The organism is Micromonospora sp. A202 (genome assembly GCF_006715105.1).
Classification (GTDB): Bacteria; Actinomycetota; Actinomycetes; order Mycobacteriales; family Micromonosporaceae; genus Micromonospora; species Micromonospora zamorensis.
In genome coordinates this window covers 806,194-826,346 of sequence record NZ_VFMP01000001.1, presented here as the reverse complement: position 1 = coordinate 826,346, position 20,153 = coordinate 806,194, and the positions used below count along the sequence as shown (strand labels likewise).

Below are 20,153 nucleotides of genomic sequence, written 5' to 3'. Positions count from 1 at the left end.
CGTCATCAGGGACGAGCTGACGGAGGTGGGCAGATGCCCGGCAAGGCGTGGTTCGACGTCGCACCCTCGGCTGCACGCTTGACCAGCTCGCTTCGCGACATCGGTTATGACTTCCCGACCGCAGTGGCCGACATCGTCGACAACAGCGTCGCCGCCGACGCTTTGCGTGTGGAGGTGATGATCGAATTTGCCGGATCGAAGACCCGGGTCTACATCGCCGACGACGGACGCGGCATGTCTCCCGGTGCGCTGCTCGAGGGGCTCCGACTGGGCACGCGTCGCTCCTACAAGACAGGGGATCTCGGCCGCTACGGGTTGGGTCTCAAGACCGCGTCCCTCTCGCAGTGCCGTTCGGTTGCAGTGATTTCCCGCAGCACCCCCGACGTTGTGCGGACCTCAGCCCGAGTCCTCGACCTTGACGTGGTCGAGGAATGGGATCAGTGGATCGTGATTGATCCCGGCGCGGACCCGGATATCGCCAGAGCCCGTCAGTGGCTGGCCGAGGGCACCGGTACTGTCGTCCTCTGGCGCAACCTCGACCGGGTGCTTCCCGAGAAGCGTCCCGAGGGGGGCTGGGCACGCCGGCGACTGGAAGCGCTGGCGACAAAGACGGCAGAACATCTCGGAATCGTGTTCCATCGATTCCTCGAAGGCGTCGGCGGACGCACTCCGCTTGTCATCACCGTCAACGGTCAGAAAGTGCGGGCATGGAACCCGTTCGCTCCTGACGAGGACGGCCTCTCCGAGCTGCCAGCCCAGCGCTTTGAGATCGCCGCCGGCGATGTCTCGGGCCATGTTGACCTTCGCCGTTTCATCCTGCCGTCCCGTGACAGATTCTCCAGTCCAAGCGAGTTCGAGCGAATGTCGGGGCCGTTGAACTGGAACCGGCAGCAGGGTCTCTACGTTTACCGGGCCGACCGACTGGTTCAGTGGGGCGGCTGGAGTGCGATCCGTGGGATCGACGAGCACACCAAGATGGCCCGGGCTTCGCTCGACTTCAGCACGGACCTCGACTCCGCCTTCAACATCAACGTCGCGAAGATGCGGGTGTCGCTACCGGCCCAGTTGCGTCAGATGCTGGAGGCGCCGGTCAACGAGCTGTGCGGCTACGCCAACGACGCCTACCGTAAGAGCGCCCGGGTGAAGGCAAAGCCCTTGCCCCAAGACCTCAGCGCGTCCTCCGACGTGCGCTCCGCCACACAGGCGGCGGCGACCACCGGGCTCGCCTTGCGAGCGGCGGCGATGCAGTCCGGCGAGTGGGCCGCCTGGCAACGAATCGCGGCGACCCTGCGCAAGGACGCCCCGGAGATCGCCCAGTCGTTGGGATTGGAGCCCTGAGCCTCAGACGTACCCGGCTCAGAAGAGCCGTAGCGGGTCCGCGCGCGACTCCGAGCAGAGTTTCTGGAGCGGGCAGGCGTTGCATCCCGGTTCCACCGGCCGGCAAAGGCTGTTGGCCAGCTCGACCAGACCCAGATGGGCTCGCCGGGCGTCCGAATCACCGCCGATCATCCGGGCGATCTCCAAGCGGCCGTCCGTGAGCCGGTTCCGACGATCAACAGGATCACCGCTGAAGCGGGCGGCAACCCGGAGTACGCCCTTCGTCACAAGAACAGGCTCCTCGGACTCCTCCTCGCTATACCCGGACACCACGAGAATCGCGAGATCGGCCACCGCTTCGGTGAGCCCCGGGACTTGGCGCAGTTGGTCGTCGTCACGGAGCAGCTCCGGGTTGTCGGCGAGCCGGCCGGCCAGTTCCAGAATCGCCCCGGCTCGGGCAGGCCGCCCAGCCCACTTGCTGATCTCCAGCAGCTCAGCCTCCGCGAGGACAGTCTCCTGCGGCTCACGCCAGCGGACCAGTAGTGGCCAGATGAAGCGCACCACCTCAGCCGGCGCGCGGTCCAGAAGCATTTCGGCCTGAATCACCTGCCAGCGGGTTTCCGCCCTCAGCCACGGGAGGCCGCGGACCGCCGCGCTGTCGAACCACGCCGCGAGAAGCGCAGCGATGTCCTGCGTCGTCGCGGGCACCGGTCGCGGATCGTCGAGAGCCGCGCGTACCGCGCCAGCGAGGTGCTCTCCCAACAGCGGGGGAACGGCGTTACCGATCTGGCGGAACGCCGCAGATGGTGGCCCGGCGAAGCGGAACCAGTCCGGGAACGTCTGAAGCCGTGCCGCCTCGCGAACCGTGATGGTGCGGTTCTGCCGCGGATGGATGTACCAGTAGCCGTCCTTGGCAATGTGTGCCGTGATCGTACGCGACAAGTTGTTTTCGTCGAGCCGCTTGTACTTGTCGTCGAAGATGTCCTCGCGGTATCGCTTGACCTCGTCCGGGAGATCCCGGTACCGAGTGGTGGCGTCCATCGCTTCGAAGGCGCGAGCGTCATCTTCGCGGACGGGCCGCGTGATGTGATCGAAGATCTTGTTTGCGTCGTCCGCAGGCACCGACTTCCGCATGCGCCGTTGGAACTCGCTCTGCGGTCGGTCGTAGTCGGTCCAGCCTTCCGCGCCGCCCGTCGGCCGCCATCCGCCTTCCACTCCCGGAAGGTCGCCGATGGCGTTCCAGACCGTCACCCGCTCGCGCTGTTCCTGCGGCCAGGTGAAGGCTGCGCCGTCGCGGAGCGCCACCAGGATGAGCCGTTGTCGAAACTGCGGAACGCCGTAGCGGAAGGTTTCCACCGAGCGTTCCTCGACCGAGTAACCGATCGACTCCAGCTCATGGACCATGGTCCGGAGGATGAACATCTCCTTGTCCAGTGCCATGTCCGGCACGTTCTCCATGAGAACAGCCTGAGGGCGGGCGATGCGAGCGATCTCAAGGTAGGAACGCCACAGGTCCCGCCGCTCGTCGTACGGGTCACGCAGTCCGTGACGGACCCGGTGCCTGATCTTCGAGCGCCCCGCCTTCGAGAACGGCTGGCAGGGAGGGCCGCCAGCGAGGAGTTCCACTCCCGCCGCCTTGATCAGTTCAGCCACCTGCCGAACCCGCTCTGGATCCCCCAGGTCCCAGTCGACGCTCATCCCGCCGTGATGATGTCGGTGGGTCTCGATCGCTTCCTCGTCATGGTCGACCGCGATCACGACCTGGTATCCAGCGGCTTCGAGTCCCAAGCTGAGACCGCCAGCACCGCTGAACAAGTCGGCGGCCAGACGGCCGCCTCCGGCCCTGAGCCTTGACGCCAGGGAGACGAGCTCCTCGGGCTCCGAGCAGGAGTCAGGGTGAGGAGCGAGGCGAAGGAAAGGACCACGAACCAGCTTGACCCCGTACCCACGGCGACGAGCAGGGGCGGCTGCGGGCTGGTCTTCAGTGGTCACGATCAGGCAGATTACCGCCACGTCGCCTGTGTCGACGATCGCCCATACCGACACACCGCGCGACTCATCGCGTCCTGCTGTCAACCCGACCGTTGACCTGAGCAACCACCATCCGTACGGGTGGAAACATCGCGAGCAAAAGGCATGTAACGCTCGGAAGGACAATAAACGATCTTGTGTGGCCGCGTGAGAGGAGCATCACTCCCTATACTCGCGCTGTCTGTATCCAGGTCCAACGTTGCCCTCGCACATCAGGGATGGCGCTGATCCGGTCGGATAGCAACGAACGCGAACGGTGCGGCGCCCCGAGTTCCGTGCCCGACTGGAGCCGACCTGTTTTGAGCTACGACATCGCCACCCCGGATCCTGCTGGAACCATCACCTCTCTCCGGTCCTTCGGGTACAGCATCGAGGCCGCCGTGGCGGACCTCATTGACAACAGCGTCTCGGCCGACGCCCGGCGCATTGACGTCTACTTCACCTGGGCTGGTCGGGCCTCATGGGTCGCCGTCGTCGATGACGGCAGGGGCATGACGACCGAGGACCTCGTCAGCGCGATGACCGTCGCCGCCCGCGGCTCTTTCAAGGCCCGCGCATCCGAGGATCTGGGCCGCTTCGGCATGGGCCTAAAGAGTGCCTCCTTCTCGCAGGCCGCCCGACTGACGGTTGCGACGAGGCCCGAGGCCGGCGCGGTTGAGGCCATTCGCACCTGGGACCTGGGGGTCGTGTCCGCCACCAGCCAGTGGCGCCTGCTGCACGGCACCGATGACGACACCGCTGAAACTCTGGCCCGGCTGCGACCGGACGGGGGCGTCGGCACAACCGTGATTTGGCGAAGTTTGCACCGGTTCGACGTCGACGGCCTGGTGGTGGAGGACTCCCGCGCGCAGAAGCAGTTCTACACCGAGGTAACCCGCGTCGAGGAACACCTCGGCATGGTCTTCGCCCGTTTCCTGACTGGCCGGAAACGGATCACGATGACGGTCAACGGCACTCCGGTAAAGGCGTGGGATCCGTTTCTGAGCGGCCATCCCTCGGTCCAGCGACTTCCCACCGAGGAGTTGCCCGTCGGTTCGCACACCGTGCGGATCGAGCCGTTCATCCTGCCCCATCCCAAGAAGCTCGACTCCGAGCAGCAGGAACAGGCCGCTGGTCCAGCCGGCTGGCTCGACCGGCAAGGGTTCTACGTCTACCGAAGGGACCGGCTGATCCTCGCTGGCGACTGGCTCGGCATCCGCGGTTTCCGGCGCGACGAGCGGTACAACCTGGCGCGGATCGTGGTGGACGTCCCGGCTGAGGCGGACGCCGAATGGGCCATCGACGTGCGGAAGTCGACGGCAGTGCCTCCGGTAGGTGTTCGACGCCATCTCCAGCGCATCGGCACAGCGACCCGCAGCAGGGCCGCCGAGGTGCTCACCCATCGTGGTCGGATCGCTGCCCGGGAGCACGGCGCCGAGTTCATCTATGCCTGGCGGGTGGACAAGCGCGACGGCAGCATCCGGTGTCGCATCAACCGCGACCATCCGCTGGTGCGGGAGGTGATGCAGGGCGGCCCCGATGCGGCCGTCGACGCCAGGGCACTGATCAGGCTGCTTGAAGAGACCGTCCCGGTGGCTGCGCTGCGGATCATGCACGACGGTGACGTCGCGGACGACCCCGAGCCGTTCCTGGGAGCGGCACCCAAGGAAGTGGGCGACGTTGCTAACCGCATCTACGCCGCGTTCGTCGCCCAGGGCCGAACCCCTCGCGAGGCGAAGGAGCGCCTCGCGCTCATGCCGCCCTTCGACCAGTTCGACGGCTTCTGGCAACAACGCTGACGGCCCTACAGCCGCCGACCGCACATCAGATCAACGGGGAGGGCCACATGACCGCGCAGACGCAGGACAACCATGACGCGATGCAGCAGGCGATCCGGCTCGTGCTCGCACTGCTTCCTCAGGACCGTCAGGCAACGCACGACGAGATCGCGGAGAGCGTCGATCCGATCTGGGTGATGCAGCAGTCCCGCGGGCAATTGCTTGACCGGGACGTTCTGCTCAAGGAGATCGAGTCGCGGGTTGCGGTGTGGCAGGACGACTCGGTTGGTTTGAAGGACGACCGCAACCACATCGAATGGCTCACCGAGGCTCAGCTGGAGCGCAGCTGGGACTTCTGGGACCGCTACCGCCGGTATCTCGAGGATGTCCGCCTGATGCCGCCGCGGGTTGTTCGCCGACTGGACCAGAGCACAGACCGTATCCTGAGCCAGATCGAGGACCCGCGACGTCCAAGCGCCTGGCGCCGTACCGGCCTCGTGGTCGGCCAGGTGCAGTCGGGCAAGACCGGCAACTACATCGGCTTCGCCAGCAAGGCGGCCGACGCCGGTTACAAGCTGATCGTGATCCTGGCCGGCATTCACAACAGCCTCCGGAGTCAGACCCAGCTCCGGGTGGATGAGGGCCTGCTCGGCTTCGACACGCAGTACCAGCAGCGCTACGACGAGACCACTAACACGGCACGCATCGGCGTCGGAGTGATGCCCGGCGTGAAGCGGCTGAAGATTGCATCACTGACGAACAGCGCGGAGGGCGGGGATTTCAAGCAGCAGATAGCCAGGAACCTCAACCTGCCGATCGGTGACTACCCCGTCGTTCTCGTGATCAAGAAGCACAAGAGCATCCTCGAGAACGTCCGCAAGTGGATCGTCGAGGTTGAGGGCGTACCAGTCGGGGACGGCAAGTCCAAGGTCGTGCGGGACATTCCCCTCCTCGTCATCGACGACGAGGCGGATCACGCGTCCGTCGACACGACCAAGGACGATGACACCGACCCCTCGACAATCAACCGGTCGATCAGGCATCTACTCAACAGCTTCGACAAGGCGGCGTACGTCGGCTACACCGCAACGCCTTTTGCCAACATCTACATCAAGCCGAAGGCGGACCACGACACGTTCGGGCTCGACCTGTTCCCCGAAAGCTTCATCGAGAGCCTGCCTGCGCCTTCGAACTACCTGGGACCGGAACGGGTGTTCGGACTGAGCGCGACGGACCCGGAGGACGACGGGATCAAGGCGCTTCCGATCTTCCGCCCCGTTCATGACCACGAGAAGTGGATGCCTCGTCGGCACAAGAAGGAATGGGTGCCGTCGGAGGAACTTCCCGCGTCACTCCGCGATGCGATCGATACCTTCGTTCTGACGTGCGCTGCCCGTCGGGTGCGGGGACAGGGCAGTCAGCACAACTCCATGCTCGTGCACGTCACGCGGTTCGTGACTGTGCAGAATCGAATCCGCGACCAGATCGAAGAATACGTTGAGCTGATGCGTGACCGGCTCCGCGACGGGATGGGCGGGGAGGCCGCCCACTTGCTTGCTCAGCTTCGGGACCTGTGGGAGCGGGACTTCGCCGTCACGAGTGCGATGTTCCCGGCCGAGGAGGCCCCGCCGACAGGTTGGATTGACGTCGAGAAGGAGCTGCGACCGGCTCTCCGCAAAATCGATGTGCGGGCCATCAACGGCACCTCCCGCGACGCGCTCGAATACTACGAGAAGCGCAAGGCCGGGCTGTCCGTGATCGCCGTGGGCGCGGACAAGCTCTCCCGCGGGCTCACACTCGAGGGGCTCAGCGTGAGCTATTACCTGCGAGCGTCGTCCATGTACGACACGCTCCTCCAGATGGGCCGCTGGTTCGGCTACCGACCCGGCTACGAGGACCTGTGCCGGCTGTACACGACGTCCGAGCTTTTCGAGTCGTACGGGGAGATCACTGCAGCGGACAACGAGCTCCGTCGGGACTTCGAGGAGATGGCCCGCCTCGGGCAGACGCCGGAGAGCTTCGGGCTGCGGGTCCGCGCCTCTCCCGCCGGGCTCGCGGTCACCGCTGCCAACAAGATGCGACGCGGCGTCAAGGTGCGGCTCAGCTACTCCGGCGAGCTCCCCGAGACAACGGTCTTCAGTTTGCGCCCTGAGGCTGTCCGACGGAACTCTGACATTCTCGAACGCTTCATCACCGGCTTGGACCAGCAGGGCGGTCCTGAGCGCGACGGGACCAGCCTGGTCTGGCGAGGCGTGCCGCCAACCGAGATCATCGACGGATTTCTCGACGGGTACATCTCCGACCGCGGCTCCTACCGCGTGCGTCCGGCGCTCATCGCCCAGTACATCCGCGGCTGCGTCGCGGTGGGCGAGTTGTCCCGTTGGACGGTGCGGCTGGTGGGCACGCCTACCGGAACGCCGTGCAAGGTTGGCGCCCACCCGCTTCGCCTCGTAACCCGTTCCCGTCCGGACGGCATGGAGGCGGAACCTGGACGGCACACCATCAAGCGCGTGCTCAGTCCGGCGGACGAAAGCAAAGATCTGTCCCGTGAGCTCCAAACACGCGCGCTGGAAGCGACGAGCGCAGCTCGCCGGCTCGAAGCGGATCGCAAGGGGAAGGATTTCAAGGAACCGGCCATCCCCACCGGGCAGCCGCTCCGGAGGTTCCGGCCGGTGCAGGAGCCGCTGCTCCTGATCTATCCGATCGAGCACCCTGAGGCAGAAGCTGACGTGAGCCTTCCTCCGTTGGTTGGCTTCGCGATCAGCTTCCCGTTCTCGGAGCACCCGACGGAGACCGAGTACGTGGTCAATGACGTCTGGAGGCAACTCGAGATCGATCTCTTCGATGACGAGGATCCGGACGAGTGAGGATCCGAGAAGAAGACTGGGCGCCTCTCGAGGCTGAGCATCACCCGTACGGCATCGTCGCCCGGCGCCTGTTTCCACGATCGCGGCACGACATCTTCCTGGCAGTTCAGCAGCCAACAGGGAGGCGGGTGCTCCTTCTGCGGGTGCCCGCGTCTGCCGGTCGGTCGGTGGCCGAACGGTATCCGTCATTGCCCAGCACCCGGGGTCTTGCGATCGAGTTCGCGACGGCTCCTGACGGGAGCACCGAGCTTCGCGTCGTCCTTACCGCAGACGAGCGGCGGGAGGTCTTCAATCCGCTGATCGCCGACGTGGCCACGACCGCGCACGAAGCGGAGGGCCCCGCTGAGGCTCTGACTGCGGCCATCGAGCGCTTCGAACACTGGCGTCACCTCCTCCAGTCCATCCGTGACACGGGGCTCGGTGAAGAGGCACGACGAGGTCTGTTCGGGGAACTGGTGGTCCTACGCGAACACCTTTGTCCGGTCCTGCCGCCTAAGGAGGCGGTGTCGGCCTGGCGCGGGCCGATGGGGGCGAATCAGGACTTCGAACTGGCAACCTGTGCCATCGAGGTCAAGACCGGGACGGGAAGAAGCCCTCGGAGCATCGTCATTGCGAGCGAGCGTCAGCTCGATGACACCGGGACCGATCACCTGCTGCTGGCCCATCTCTCGCTGGACGAGCGTCGGGGCGGCTCGGGCGAGTCCCTCAACGCCATCATCGGCTCGCTGAGGGAGGCGTCACCGGCGGCGGTGCGAGCAGAACTGGATGATCTGCTCATCCGTGCCGGCTACCTCTCCGAACACCGGCATCTGTACGACGAGCTCCGCTACACCGTCCGGGGAACGGACTTCTGGCACGTCATTGACGACTTCCCGCGCATCACGGAGGCTGACCTACGGCCAGGGGTCGGGGGCTGCTGCTACCGAATCAGCACTGTCGGACTGGAGCAGTACGGTGTCTCCGCCGAACAGGTCGCCAGCATTGTCAAGGGGGAGGCATGAGCCAGACCAGCCTGTCGGCCTACGCGCAGGAGCTCGTTGCCGACGTGCTTGCCACAGCGGAGGCGGAGAACGCCACCGCTCCGGACACCTTCACCCGCCGGGTACTGGATGAGTTGGAGCAGGCTGGTGAGGTGGAGAACACCTTCACCGCGTACCACAAGGCGCTCGGTCTTGAGGTCAACGGCTACGGGATGAACGAGTCTCTCGGGACCCTCGATCTGTTCATCACCCAGTTCAGCCTCCAGCCGGAGGAAGGTCGTCTGACCCGAAGCCAGGCCGAGGCGCAGTTCAAGCGGCTGCTGACCTTCGTCCGCAAGTGCCGTGACGGCCTGGCCAAGGACATCGATGAATCATCTGACGTGCATGACATGTGCGTCGCGGTCCAGAAGGCTCTGCCAGACGCTCCGCGGATCCGACTGTTCCTCCTGACGGACACCGTCAGCGGAGTCTCGACGCTGCCGCCCGGAGACCTGGACGGTCTCACCGTCACTCATGAGGTCTGGGACCTCACCCGGCTCCACCGCCTAGCCTCCTCGGGCACACTCAGCGAGCCGATCGCGGTGGAGTTCGATCCACCGCTCCCCTGCCTCGCCACGCCCGAGACCGACCGCAACTATTCCGTTTTCCTGGCGATCATCCCGGGACAGGATCTCGCGGACCTCTACGGCCGGCATGGGACACGGTTGCTGGAGCTGAACGTCCGCTCGTTCCTGCAGACGAAGGGTGGGGTCAACAAGGGTATCCGGGAGACGCTTCTGCGGAACCCCGACCGTTTCCTGGCCTACAACAACGGCATCACCGCCACTGCTTCGACAGTTGAGTTCACTGAGCTGCCCGAGGGCGGTCAGGCTATCAGCAAGATCCACGATCTGCAGATCGTCAACGGGGGTCAGACCACAGCCTCGATCCACTACGCGCATACGCGTGACAAGGCTGATCTCAGCCGGGTGCGCGTGCAGATGAAGCTGACCCGCGTCTCACGCGAACGCCTCCAGGAGATCGTTCCAGAGATATCCAAGTACTCGAACACCCAGAACAAGGTCACGGTCGTCGACTTCAGCTCCAACCATCCGTTCCACGTGGCGATCGAGCAGGTGACGCGATCGCTCTGGGCGCCGGCAGCGGACGGAAGCGGGCAGGAGACGAAGTGGTTCTACGAACGTGCCCGAGGGCAGTACACCGACGCTCTGGCCCGCGAACGCACCCCCGCGAACCAGCGCAAGTTCAAGAGCCTGCATCCAACCGGCCAGAAATTCACCAAGGCTGACGCGGCCAAGTTCATGCACTCCTGGGCAGGCTTTCCTTACCTGGTCAGCCGAGGGGCCGAAAAGAACTTCCGCGAGCTCATGGTGCGAATGGGTGAGAGCGCCCCGGACGTCAACATCAGCTACGCGCAGCGCCTGCTCGCCAAGGCGATCCTGTTCAAGGCCACCGACAAGATCGTGGCGGCGAGGGACTTCGGCGGCTACAAGATCAACATCGCTTCGTACTCCATTGCCAGGCTGGCGGAAGCCACCAATCGACGGGTCGACCTGGATCGCATCTGGCGTGAGCAGCGTCTGTCACCTGCGCTCGCCGCAGCCCTTGACGACCTGTGCGCGCCCGTCCGCGAGGTGATCGTCAACCCCCTCAGGGGAGGCACCAACATCGGCGAGTGGGCGAAACGCCCGGACTGCTGGGAGGCGGTGCTCGCCATCCCGTGGACGGTCCCCGACGACCTCGCGGCGGAGCTGACCGATCAGCCACTCGAGGACAGCGCACCGACAGACCCGGATGAGAGCACCACCGGTGATGTGGCCTTGGTGCTGGCGACTCCCGCTCCTGAATGGTTCGCCTTGGCGCGATGGGCCAAGGAGACGGGCAACCTCCAGCCGTGGCAGCGGCAGTTGGCTGACAACGTGGGCCGCTACGTCAACAACAGCTGGACAATCAGTGACAAGCAGGCAGCGCAGGCAATGCGGGTGATGACCGAGGCACAGCGACTCGGGTTCAGAAGCACACCCTGAGATTGTCACTTACGCACGAGCATGAAAGGACCACCGTGACCAGCGCACCGTTCGGGGATCTCCCTCCCGAGGCGTACCACGACGCGCTCTGGACCCGGGTGCTGCCCTGGCTTGCCCATCACACGCCTGCCACAGCGCGGGAGCTGGCTGATCTCACTCCATCTCCCGACTGGTGGCTCACCGAATCACCCGCTGTGACGACAATGATGGCCGAACATGAGATGCTCTGCCGTCACCTGGCCCGGTTCTTTCTGGTCCGGCACTTGGACGCGGCCTTCGGAGAGAGCTTCCCCACGGTGCCCCGACGAATGACGCTGGCCACTCTCACGACGGGGGCCAGGGCGCGGACCGCCTTCCAGCGACTTCAGGTGCAAACTGTCGCTGAGCTTGAGCCACTGTCGGTCAAGGATCTGTATGACGTCCGCGGCACCGGCCAGGGCACGGTGGAGGAAGTTGTCGCGGCGCTGGTGTCCGCTGCCATCGTCCGGTCCGGCGACCTGCCCGAGATCGACGTCAGGGCAGAAGACAGCCCATCCACGAATGCATCAACAGTAAGCCTCCCACCGGCACAGGCTCAGCTGCTCGAGGACCTGGCTCAGCTTGCTGCATGGCACCATCTTCGACGACGCAGCGGTCAGTCTCTCCTGAAGGTCGTCATCGAGGACGGCGCACCCGAGCAGATTCAGGAAGTGGCCCTACGGCTGAACTCCCTGACGGCGGCCGACATGGTGCTCAATGGCGCTAGCCCCGACCCGGTCCTGGAGTTCACCGCCTTCCTGTCCGAGCTCGATGAGCGGCAGTTGCAGGTCCTTCGTGACCGGTTGCTTGGTAGGCCACCGAGAAAACTGGCTGAAATTGCGGTTGACTTCGACGTTTCCCGCGAACGGGTGCGCCAGATTGAAGTCCGGCTCAAGGAACTACTGGCACGTACCTTTCACTTCGGCACCAGCATCGGAGACCTGCTGGCCAGTCTCCGTGCCGAGATCCAACCGATCGCTGCGCTTGACCGCCTCATCACTCTGCACCCCGATCTCGCCCGAGATGTTCCGGGTGTTGATGCCCCCCTGTGGCTGGTACTCGACCGCCTCGACGATTACTTCGAGGTCAGCGACGGGTGGGCGGCAGCTCCCGATGTGGGCGCCGCGCGGGAGCAGACCCGGATCCTGCTCGAGGACTTTGCGACCGAGCATGGTCTTGTCGACCTCGCAGCGGCCACCTCCGCCACCGCCATGCCGAAGGCGGAGCTGCTCGCATGGCTGAACTGGTGCGGCTACGTCGTGTACAACGACCAGATCCTGACCCGTACTCGGTCCCTCAACGATCACGCCGCGAGCCTGCTGGCAGCGACTGGTGAACCGCTGCAGACCGACGAGTTGCACCAGGAGATGGGCCGAAACACCACGATCCGGAGCTTGACCAACGTGCTCGGAAGCGACGATCGGTTCGTCAGGACCGACAGAGCGACGTGGGGACTGGCGAGCTGGAAGGTCGAGGAGTACACGTCGATCCGCCAGCAGATCGGTCTCGAACTCGCCGCAGCCGGCGGGCAGATAGAACTCAGCCGGTTGGTGGAGTCAATCACGAACCGGTTCGACGTGTCGCCGAGCAGTGTCCAGGCTTACGCGGGCAACGGCGAATACGAGATCATTGATCGGGTCGTACGGCGTCGGGAATCTCCGGCAGCGCCTCGGAAAGCGCCCAGCGCGACCCGCAGACTGTTCCGACACGGCGATGTGTGGAAATTCCGCATTGTCATCACCCGCGATCACCTCCGCGGATCCGGCTTCCCAGTGCCGTCAGGTGTCGCGAGCCTTGTTGGATGTGTGCAGGGTGAGGTAGTTGAGCTCGATTCGGAACTCGGCACCCAGAGCATCCGCTGGACGGGGCTGCAGCCCGCGAGCGGCACCATCAAAAGGTTCCTGGACCAGTTACAGGCCAGGGAAGGGCAGAACGCCTTTCTCGAGTTCATGCCGTACGGCCGCTTCGGCCTTACGGTCCGTGACCCGATTGCGCCTGGCGCGGACCCGTTGACCCAGGCACTGGAACTGGTCGGTGCCGCAGATACCAACGATGTGGAGGCCGCCAAGACTGCTCTGGCTACTGCAGTCGACCTTCCTGGAGACGCAAAGCCTCGACGCATCCTGGCGGCCTACCGGCAGCGCGGCGACGATGACATCGCGGCGTTCCTCGAGGAGGCGTGGACACGTCAACGGCAGAACTGGACTGGCCAGCAGCCCACCGACGAGAGCCGGTCGGAGTCGTCGGAGCTCTCCCTGGCCGGAACCGACCTGCCGGCTTCGCTGGAAGAATCCGAAGGTGACGTTGCGCCGCACGTCGCCGAACTGCACGGCCATTCCGCGAATACGGATGACGCGGTCCGCGGCGACAGTGGACCGGAGGAGGACTCGTCCGCGGCCTGGATACCCGTGCCGGCGGGGTACCGCAGCGTCGGGTGGGTTCGTCCCCTCGAGGCGGAAGCCGCCGTCCTGGCGTACCAGTTGCACGCCGACGTACCGGTACATGACGGTGATGAGATCACCGGCTGGGCCCGTTACGTGGACGAAGCCTCGACGAGGGCTATGGATCTCAGCGCCAACGTGAAGCTGGTGAGATCCCGGGGTCAGGGTGAGCGAATCGCCTGCTGGATCAGAGAACACGAGGCGTTCAGCGTCACCCAAGCTTCGGCTGAGAGGCGTTCGATCGCGGTGATCGGACCAGACGGCGAGGCGGTCGGACTGGTGCAGTATTACAAACCAGGAAGCGAGGAGGCCACGCGCTTTCTCAGCTCGACGAGGCTGCTCCGGGGCCGATCGCCGGGCTGAGCGAACGCTGAGCGGCAGCCGTCCGCGGCCTGCTTCAGCACCCGGACGACAGGCACCTCGGCATCGCTTCAGCAGTTCACGAGGATGCAGCTTCTACACGGCTTCGGGCGACGGTCAGTTCATCCTCGGTGAACAAGGCATGGAACTCGGGACGCAGTGCGAGGGCCTCCGTCGTAAGATCCACTCGGCCCCGTTCCCACAGCGCCGTGAAGCCATCAGAGACCGCCGGGCTGTGCAGCAGCTGTCGCGCACTGGCCAGTCCACCCTTTTCCGTCACGAGGCGCAGCAGCAGGCTTGGGTGGTAGCTGGCCTCGTCCCTTGCCCGCTGACAGATGCGGACCATCTCTCGGTGGAAGAGTGCCTCAAGGCTGCGTCGGTCCAAGGCACCCATTTCGGGAGCCACCGACGGACTTAAAGCTCCGTCTCGTCGTCCATGGGTCTCGGTCGACACCGACGGGTTTGCAGAGAGTCCCTCCTGACCTGTCCCCCGAAGCATGGCAGGGCGGGGCTCTGAATTGTTTGATCTCTTACGCTGCACGCCGGCCGGAACCTGCACCGTGTCGACAGGCGCCTTTGCACTGCGTCGGGGTGCACCTTGCTCCCAGGAAGAGCGCAGCAGACGAGTGACGCTCCGGTTCCGGATCGCAGCCGGGTTGGTCGGAGCAAAGTACTGGACCAGCCCCTCCCTCCGACCGTCACCGGTCTCACAGGGGCTGTCCTTCCTCAAGCTCGCCGTGCGGATGATTGCCTCCGCCTCGTTCTGGCGTACCCAGCAGACGAAGCGCGGGCCGCCGGCCTCTGCGCGCTCGATGCGAACATCTGCTCGGTGTGGGCGAGCTTCGGCTGAAACGCCGCTCTGGTACCGGGCCCAGCCCAGCACCTTGCCACCATGTCGGATGGGAGTGTCACGGCCGTTTCGGTAGCTCTCGAGGGCAGCCATCGCCTCGTAGGGACGAAGCCAGGCGATGCTGCGGTAGCCGGGAGGCACCCATTCATCCAGAACGCTCTCGCCCTGGTGTTCGTGGGCCACCGAGGTAGCCGGATCGGACAACCTCTGTTCGGAGGCGACGGCCACGGCTGGAAGGGTGGGTGAAGCGACGGCCGAGTGAGCCTGGGGAACATCGACGACTTCAGGCGTGAAGCGTGGCGCCCCAGAGCCTGTAGGTGCGGTGACGCCGATCGGGGCAGGTTCCGCGTCCTCATCGGCAGCAGCTTCCGATACGCCCTGCTCGCCACTTGCTGCGGAAGCGTCCTCGTTGCGATGGCCCACCGGCCCGGGCACCATACCGTCGTCCGTAGCCAGCGTCGATTCGTCGGCCGCCCGCGCCGCCGTGACCACTGCCGGCATGGCCGCCACCGATATGCCCGCCGCCGGCGCGGCCGTCAGCTGTGCCAGGTCGTCGCCACTGTCAGCCGCCGCAGGGCCGGCGGTCGGCGCGGGCCGGATCGCCTCGACGGTGGCGGGCGTCGCGGCTACGACAGGTGGTTCCGCCTTGTGAATCGGGTCGTCAGTGCGGGTGGTGGACGAGACTTCCGCATCGGGCTCCGCTTCAGCAGCCGCGAACGCGGTCGTTGCCAGTGCGGGCATAGCCACGGCGGGTATGACCGCCGCGGGCACGACCACCTCACGCCGCTGCTCGTAGCCGCTGCCGACTGTCGCACCACTTACCGTCGGCGCCGGCGTCGGCGAGACACGCTTGACCGCCGGGGGCGGCGGGGCGGTCGGTGGTGCCGGCGGCACGACATCGCCCGGACTCACCTCGTTCGGCTCAACCTCTCGCTGGGCGGCACCAAACAGCGGACTCCCCGGAGCGTCAGACGCCGAGACGGAAGACGGCGCGATCGAAGACGGCGCTGCCATAGGCAGCACAGCCTCGGCCTCCGCGTCGATGACCGGGGCGACTGACGGGGAGGCGGCCCCGATGCCCAGTTCGTCGATACGCTGCCAGAGCGGCTCCATCGCCGCCTCCGGGTCCCGGCTGAACACACTCCCCCGGATTCGCACGAAGACGCAGTTGCCGACCCGCTCCAGCACCGCTTGGCGGCCCATGTCACTCTCCCACTGCTCCGGCCCGTGGTACGCGTCGCCGTCGCATTCGATGGCGAGGCGGCGGCCGTCCGGGGCGGGCAGCACGAAGTCGATCCGGTAGCTGCCGATGCGGAACTGCGGCAGCGGCCGGTAGCCGCGCAGCAGGATGCGGCGCAGCACGCCGCGTTCGAAGTCGCTGTCGCAGCGCTTCTCCAGGTCGTCGTGCGCCTCCTCGGCAACGGCGACGTTCTGGCAGTAGGTGAGCAGCAGGCCGCGGGCGTCGTCCTCGCGCATGTCGACGGGTTGCACGGAGTGGAAGACCCAGAGCTGGTCGCGGGCCCGGGACGCGGCCACGTTGACCCGGCGGTGGTGGTCGCGCTTGGTGAACGCCGACACGGGTCCCTGGTGCGGGGACACGACCAGGGAGACCAGCACGATGTCGCGTTCGTCGCCCTGGAAGGTGTACGAGTCACCGACGCGCAGCCGGCGGCGTTCCATCTCCTCCTCGCCGATTTGCTCGCGGAGCCGGGTGAGCAGGTAGAGGGCCTGTCCACTGGTACTGAGGAGGCTGACCACACCGATGGTCCGGCCGGCGTACGCGGGGTCGGCGACGATCGCTGCGACCCGTGCGACCAGAGCCTCCGCCTCGGCGACGTTGACGTTGCCGTAGGTGGTGAGGTCCTGCCGGATGCCCTCGGGCACGTGCACCGCGATCACCGGGTCGCCGATGCCAGCGGGGCGGTCGGTGCGCAGAGGCTCGATCTCGCCGCCGTAATAGGTCTGGCTGGAGAAGCCGATGATGGCCGGCACGGAGCGGAAGTGCTCAGTGAGCAGGATGCGTTCTGGCGAGCGGCGGACCGCGTGGTCGTAGAGGCTGCTCTCCGGGTCGAAGTGCTCGGCCGACGGCACGTCGACCAGATGCGAGTTGATCAGGCCGGTGACGGCGCCGACGAACGACAACTGCGGACCGATCTGCTGATCGTCGCCGACGACCACGGCCCGCTCGGCGAGGCTGAGGATGGGCAGCGAGAACACGTCCGCCTGGGACGCCTCGTCGACGATCACCACGTCGAAGTGGGCGCCACTGGCGAACTGTTCGATGGCCCGGTCCACGGACATGACCCAGACCGGTACGGCGTCCACCGCCGCGCTCATCGCCCGCTGGGCGTGGGCCTGCCACAGGGCGGCGTTCTTCCCCGTACCCTTGCCGATCTTGCGCAGCGCGGTGGTCCAGTCGGCGAGCGCCGCCCGGCGGCGGTCGTCGAGGGCCTTGGAGACCTCCAGCCAGGAGGAGGCGGCGACGAGTTCCTGGGTGAGGCGGCGGATGCGCTCCCGGATCTGCTCGACGCGCCGGCCGAGGGCGACCGGGTCAACGCTGCCGACCACGGTGTCGAACCAGGTCTGCGCCTGCCGCCACTGCCAGCGGTGCAGGCAGTCGGTACCGTTACCGGCGAGCGCGGGCGCGGTGCCGTCGTCGATGGTCGCGGTCCAGCCGGGCGCGGCCTCCCGGAGCCGGGCCGACAGGTCCTGGAAGCGTTCCGCGTCGGGGCGCAGGGCGGCGAGCCGGCGGACCTCCTCCCGGTACGAGTCCCAGCGGTCGAGGTCCGTGCTCTGCCGGCTCAGGTCGAGAAGCCTCCAGAGTTCGCTGGCGTCCGTACTCGACATGCCGGTCTGGAGTGCTGCGGCAAGGTCGCGTTCGACGGCGAGCAGCCCGTCGTGGGTGAAGACGGTGGCGCAACGGGCCACGAGGTCGGTGTGGGCGGAAAGCCGCCGCGTGTCGACGGTGGCCGCCATGGTGGGGAGCAGCCCGCGCAGCGTGGAGTACAGCGCCGGCCAGCGGCGGCGGTCCCAGTCGAGGGTGGATTCGGCCTCGGCGAGCATCCGGCCGGCCCACGTCTCGGGATTCGCCGCGGCCGGGATGGTGAGCTCGAGCGGCTGGGTCCACTCCTGCCAGCGGGTGGTCAGCTCCTGGCGCAGCCGCTGCCGTCCGACGTAGGCGACGATGATGTCAATGTCGTCGCAGCTGCGCACGCTTTCGCCGTCGATGTGACACTCGGAGGCGAGTTTGGCCAGGGCGCCCTGGAAGAGGCGGTTGACGCCCTTGCCTGCGGCGAAGCGTTGGCGCAGCTCACCGAGCTGGGCGAGCAGCCTGCGCGGTTCGGCCATGTGCACCTCGGGCACGGTGACCTGGTGGCCCGCGATGATGCGGGTGGCGGAGGTCAGCTCACCGAGGGCCCGTTGACAGGCTGCGACGTGGTCGTACCACATCTGGTGCCAGTTGGGGGCGGCTTGGACCAGGGTGCCAAGCCGGTCTGTCCACGAACCCTCGCGGGCAGCGAGCACGGTGAGCGCCTCACGCAGCTGCGCCGCGAGGTCATCGAGAGGCTGCGGGCCGAAGGCACGGACCTGCGGCAGAGAAACGCCTGCGGCGGCGAGCTGGTTCAGCTCGCGGGCCGCCTCGTCCAGCCGCTGCCGTTCGGTCAGGATCGCTACCGCTGGGGGCAGGTCGACCGCCGTCGGCAAGTTGAGCAACGCCTGCGCACGATCCTGCTTGACGGTACGCCGGGCGATGTCGAGCAGCTCGGTGAAATCATCGGCGCTCAGCGGCGCGTCGCGTTGCGGTGCCAGGTCGTCGGGAATATCGCCGTAGCGCTCCGCGCGTTCGCGCAGCCAGATCCCGACGTCACTCGGCGAGAGCCGGATGCCGCCGATCTCATGGTGGGCGGCCTCGTTCTCAGCCATGGTGCGCAGTCCGCCGAGGGCCTGACCCAGGTCGCGCTCGGCCTGTTCGAGCTGGTGGCGCAGGCGGTCAACCCGCTGCTGTTCGCTCCGCTTGTCGAGGGTCGCCCCGCGATCGGAGAGTTCGCGGGCGGCCAGTTGGAGCTGCAGGAGCTGGTCGGTGGAGCGGCCGAGCACGGCCAGGCAGAGCGACTGGATCTCCTGCGGCAGGCCGTCGCGCAGGACTCGCAGCGGGTCCTCCTTCTGCGCGACCACCAGTACCCGCTTGCCGTGCGCCATCAGGTGGCAGATGAGGTTACGGATGGTGTGGGTCTTGCCGGTACCGGGCGGTCCCTGCACAGCGACGTTCCGATGCTGCGCGAGTCGACGGGCGATGGACTCCTGTGCCTCGTTGGTCGGCAGCGGCATGAGCAGCCGCTCCCCCAGCGGCGTCCATCGTGCAGGCTGGTCCTGCGGCATTTCGAGTCGGCTCGGTTCGTGGGCCAGGATGGCGGCCAGCGAACCGATGCTCGCCGTGTCGCCTTGGAGCAGGCGGGCCCGCAGCTCTTCCAGGAAGCGGCGCAGCATCCGCTGCCGGGGCCGGACGAAGAGCACTCCTGTGTCGTGGACATGCGGGCCGCCCGGTGCCGCCGAACCGCTCTCCCGGACGACGGGTTCGTGCCCGAGCCGGCGCAGCGCCCGCTCGAAGAACTCGACCCGGTCAACGTCGTGCCAGGGGTCAAGGTCGAGCTGGCCGCCGGGACCGGCCAGTGTGAGCAGTTGACTGAGGTAACGCTCGTCGAGGCCGGTCAGCGGATCGGTCTGGAGTCGGGCAGCGCCCTGCGGCACCACCCGGACCATCGACCGGTCGGCGTCGAACTCGACGGCGACCGGTGTCACGACCAGCGGGTACTGCACCCGGTGCCCTGCAACGTCCGTTCGGATGATGCCGTGACCCCAGACCAGCTCGTCCGTAGCCGCGTTCATGTCGACCCGGTGCTTCAGGTCGAACAGACTGCGGTGCAGCTGGCGTACCTCCTCGGTGCGCCGGGCCTGCTCGGCCCATGGCCGCCACTCCTGCTCCCGCCACGCCTCGAGTCGCGCCCGCAGCGGCTCAAGCTCCTCCTCTGCTTCCATCAGGCGAGGTTCCGTGTCGTACGAGAGTGGACCGTTCAAGTACGGCGCCAGCTGCCCCGGCGCCCGCAGGGAACGGACCGGCGCGGGCAGTCCTACCCGAAGCCAGCTGGCGCCATCGGCGGAGACGCCGACCTCGCAGGCTGGGTGGGCGGGAAATGCGTGCTGCCAGAACGCGCCCCCTGCGGGGACCGTGCGGGCCGGCTTCTCCATCTGTGTCCGCACGGCCATCAGGTAGTCGACCAGCGAGACAGCCCGGTCGAGGATCAGCTGAGGGGACTCGGTCGAGGACGTGGAGCGGGAGAGCATGGATCACCTTCGGTGGTTGGTACATGTCGAATCTGATAACGGACAGACCTGATCTGTCAGCTATCCAGTCGTGCCGGAGAGGAAAGCGACATCGGAGCCAAGGCTTACAGCCAGCCCGGCGCCAACGCCTGCTCGGAGCACCGCGTGCTTTGCTTACTTCAA

The 20,153-nt window shown here is 66.5% G+C and carries 8 protein-coding genes; 6 read left to right on the top strand and 2 right to left on the bottom strand.

Going from position 1 to position 20,153, the window contains the following annotated elements:
- Positions 1-33: 33 nt before the first annotated feature.
- On the top strand, positions 34-1,338 hold the full coding sequence (locus tag FBZ33_RS03920; RefSeq protein WP_141908023.1) for an ATP-binding protein: 1,305 nt from the start codon (positions 34-36) through the stop codon (positions 1,336-1,338).
- A gap of 18 nt (positions 1,339-1,356) precedes the next feature.
- Here the strand turns inward: FBZ33_RS03920 and dcm are convergent, their stop codons facing one another.
- Positions 1,357-3,309, bottom strand: a complete 1,953-nt coding sequence (dcm, locus tag FBZ33_RS03915) for a DNA cytosine methyltransferase (RefSeq protein WP_141908022.1) — start codon at positions 3,307-3,309, stop codon at positions 1,357-1,359.
- 257 nt (positions 3,310-3,566) lie between these two features.
- Between dcm and FBZ33_RS03910 the strand changes: the two genes are divergently transcribed.
- Genes FBZ33_RS03910 through FBZ33_RS03890 form a run of 5 tightly spaced genes read left to right on the top strand, consistent with a single transcriptional unit; the run spans position 3,567 to position 13,801 of the window.
- Positions 3,567-5,126, top strand: coding sequence for an ATP-binding protein (locus FBZ33_RS03910; RefSeq protein ID WP_221629428.1), 1,560 nt, complete (start codon positions 3,567-3,569; stop codon positions 5,124-5,126).
- Between the two features lie 47 nt (positions 5,127-5,173).
- A complete protein-coding gene (locus FBZ33_RS03905; protein WP_141908021.1) occupies positions 5,174-7,972 on the top strand; it encodes a Z1 domain-containing protein in 2,799 nt (932 codons plus the stop codon).
- A complete protein-coding gene (locus tag FBZ33_RS03900; protein ID WP_141908020.1) occupies positions 7,969-8,973 on the top strand; it encodes a PD-(D/E)XK motif protein in 1,005 nt (334 codons plus the stop codon). Before FBZ33_RS03905 ends, FBZ33_RS03900 begins: the two co-directional genes overlap by 4 nt.
- Complete coding sequence (locus FBZ33_RS03895; RefSeq protein WP_141908019.1) at positions 8,970-10,979, top strand: AIPR family protein; 2,010 nt, start codon at positions 8,970-8,972, stop codon at positions 10,977-10,979. Before FBZ33_RS03900 ends, FBZ33_RS03895 begins: the two co-directional genes overlap by 4 nt.
- A gap of 35 nt (positions 10,980-11,014) precedes the next feature.
- On the top strand, positions 11,015-13,801 hold the full coding sequence (locus tag FBZ33_RS03890) for a sigma factor-like helix-turn-helix DNA-binding protein (RefSeq protein ID WP_141908018.1): 2,787 nt from the start codon (positions 11,015-11,017) through the stop codon (positions 13,799-13,801).
- 76 nt (positions 13,802-13,877) lie between these two features.
- On the opposite strand, the gene FBZ33_RS03885 is transcribed toward FBZ33_RS03890, so the two are convergent.
- Positions 13,878-19,991 carry an AAA domain-containing protein gene (locus tag FBZ33_RS03885; protein ID WP_141908017.1) on the bottom strand — a complete coding sequence of 2,038 codons (6,114 nt, stop codon included), beginning with the start codon at positions 19,989-19,991 and terminating at the stop codon, positions 13,878-13,880.
- Positions 19,992-20,153: the final 162 nt, after the last annotated feature.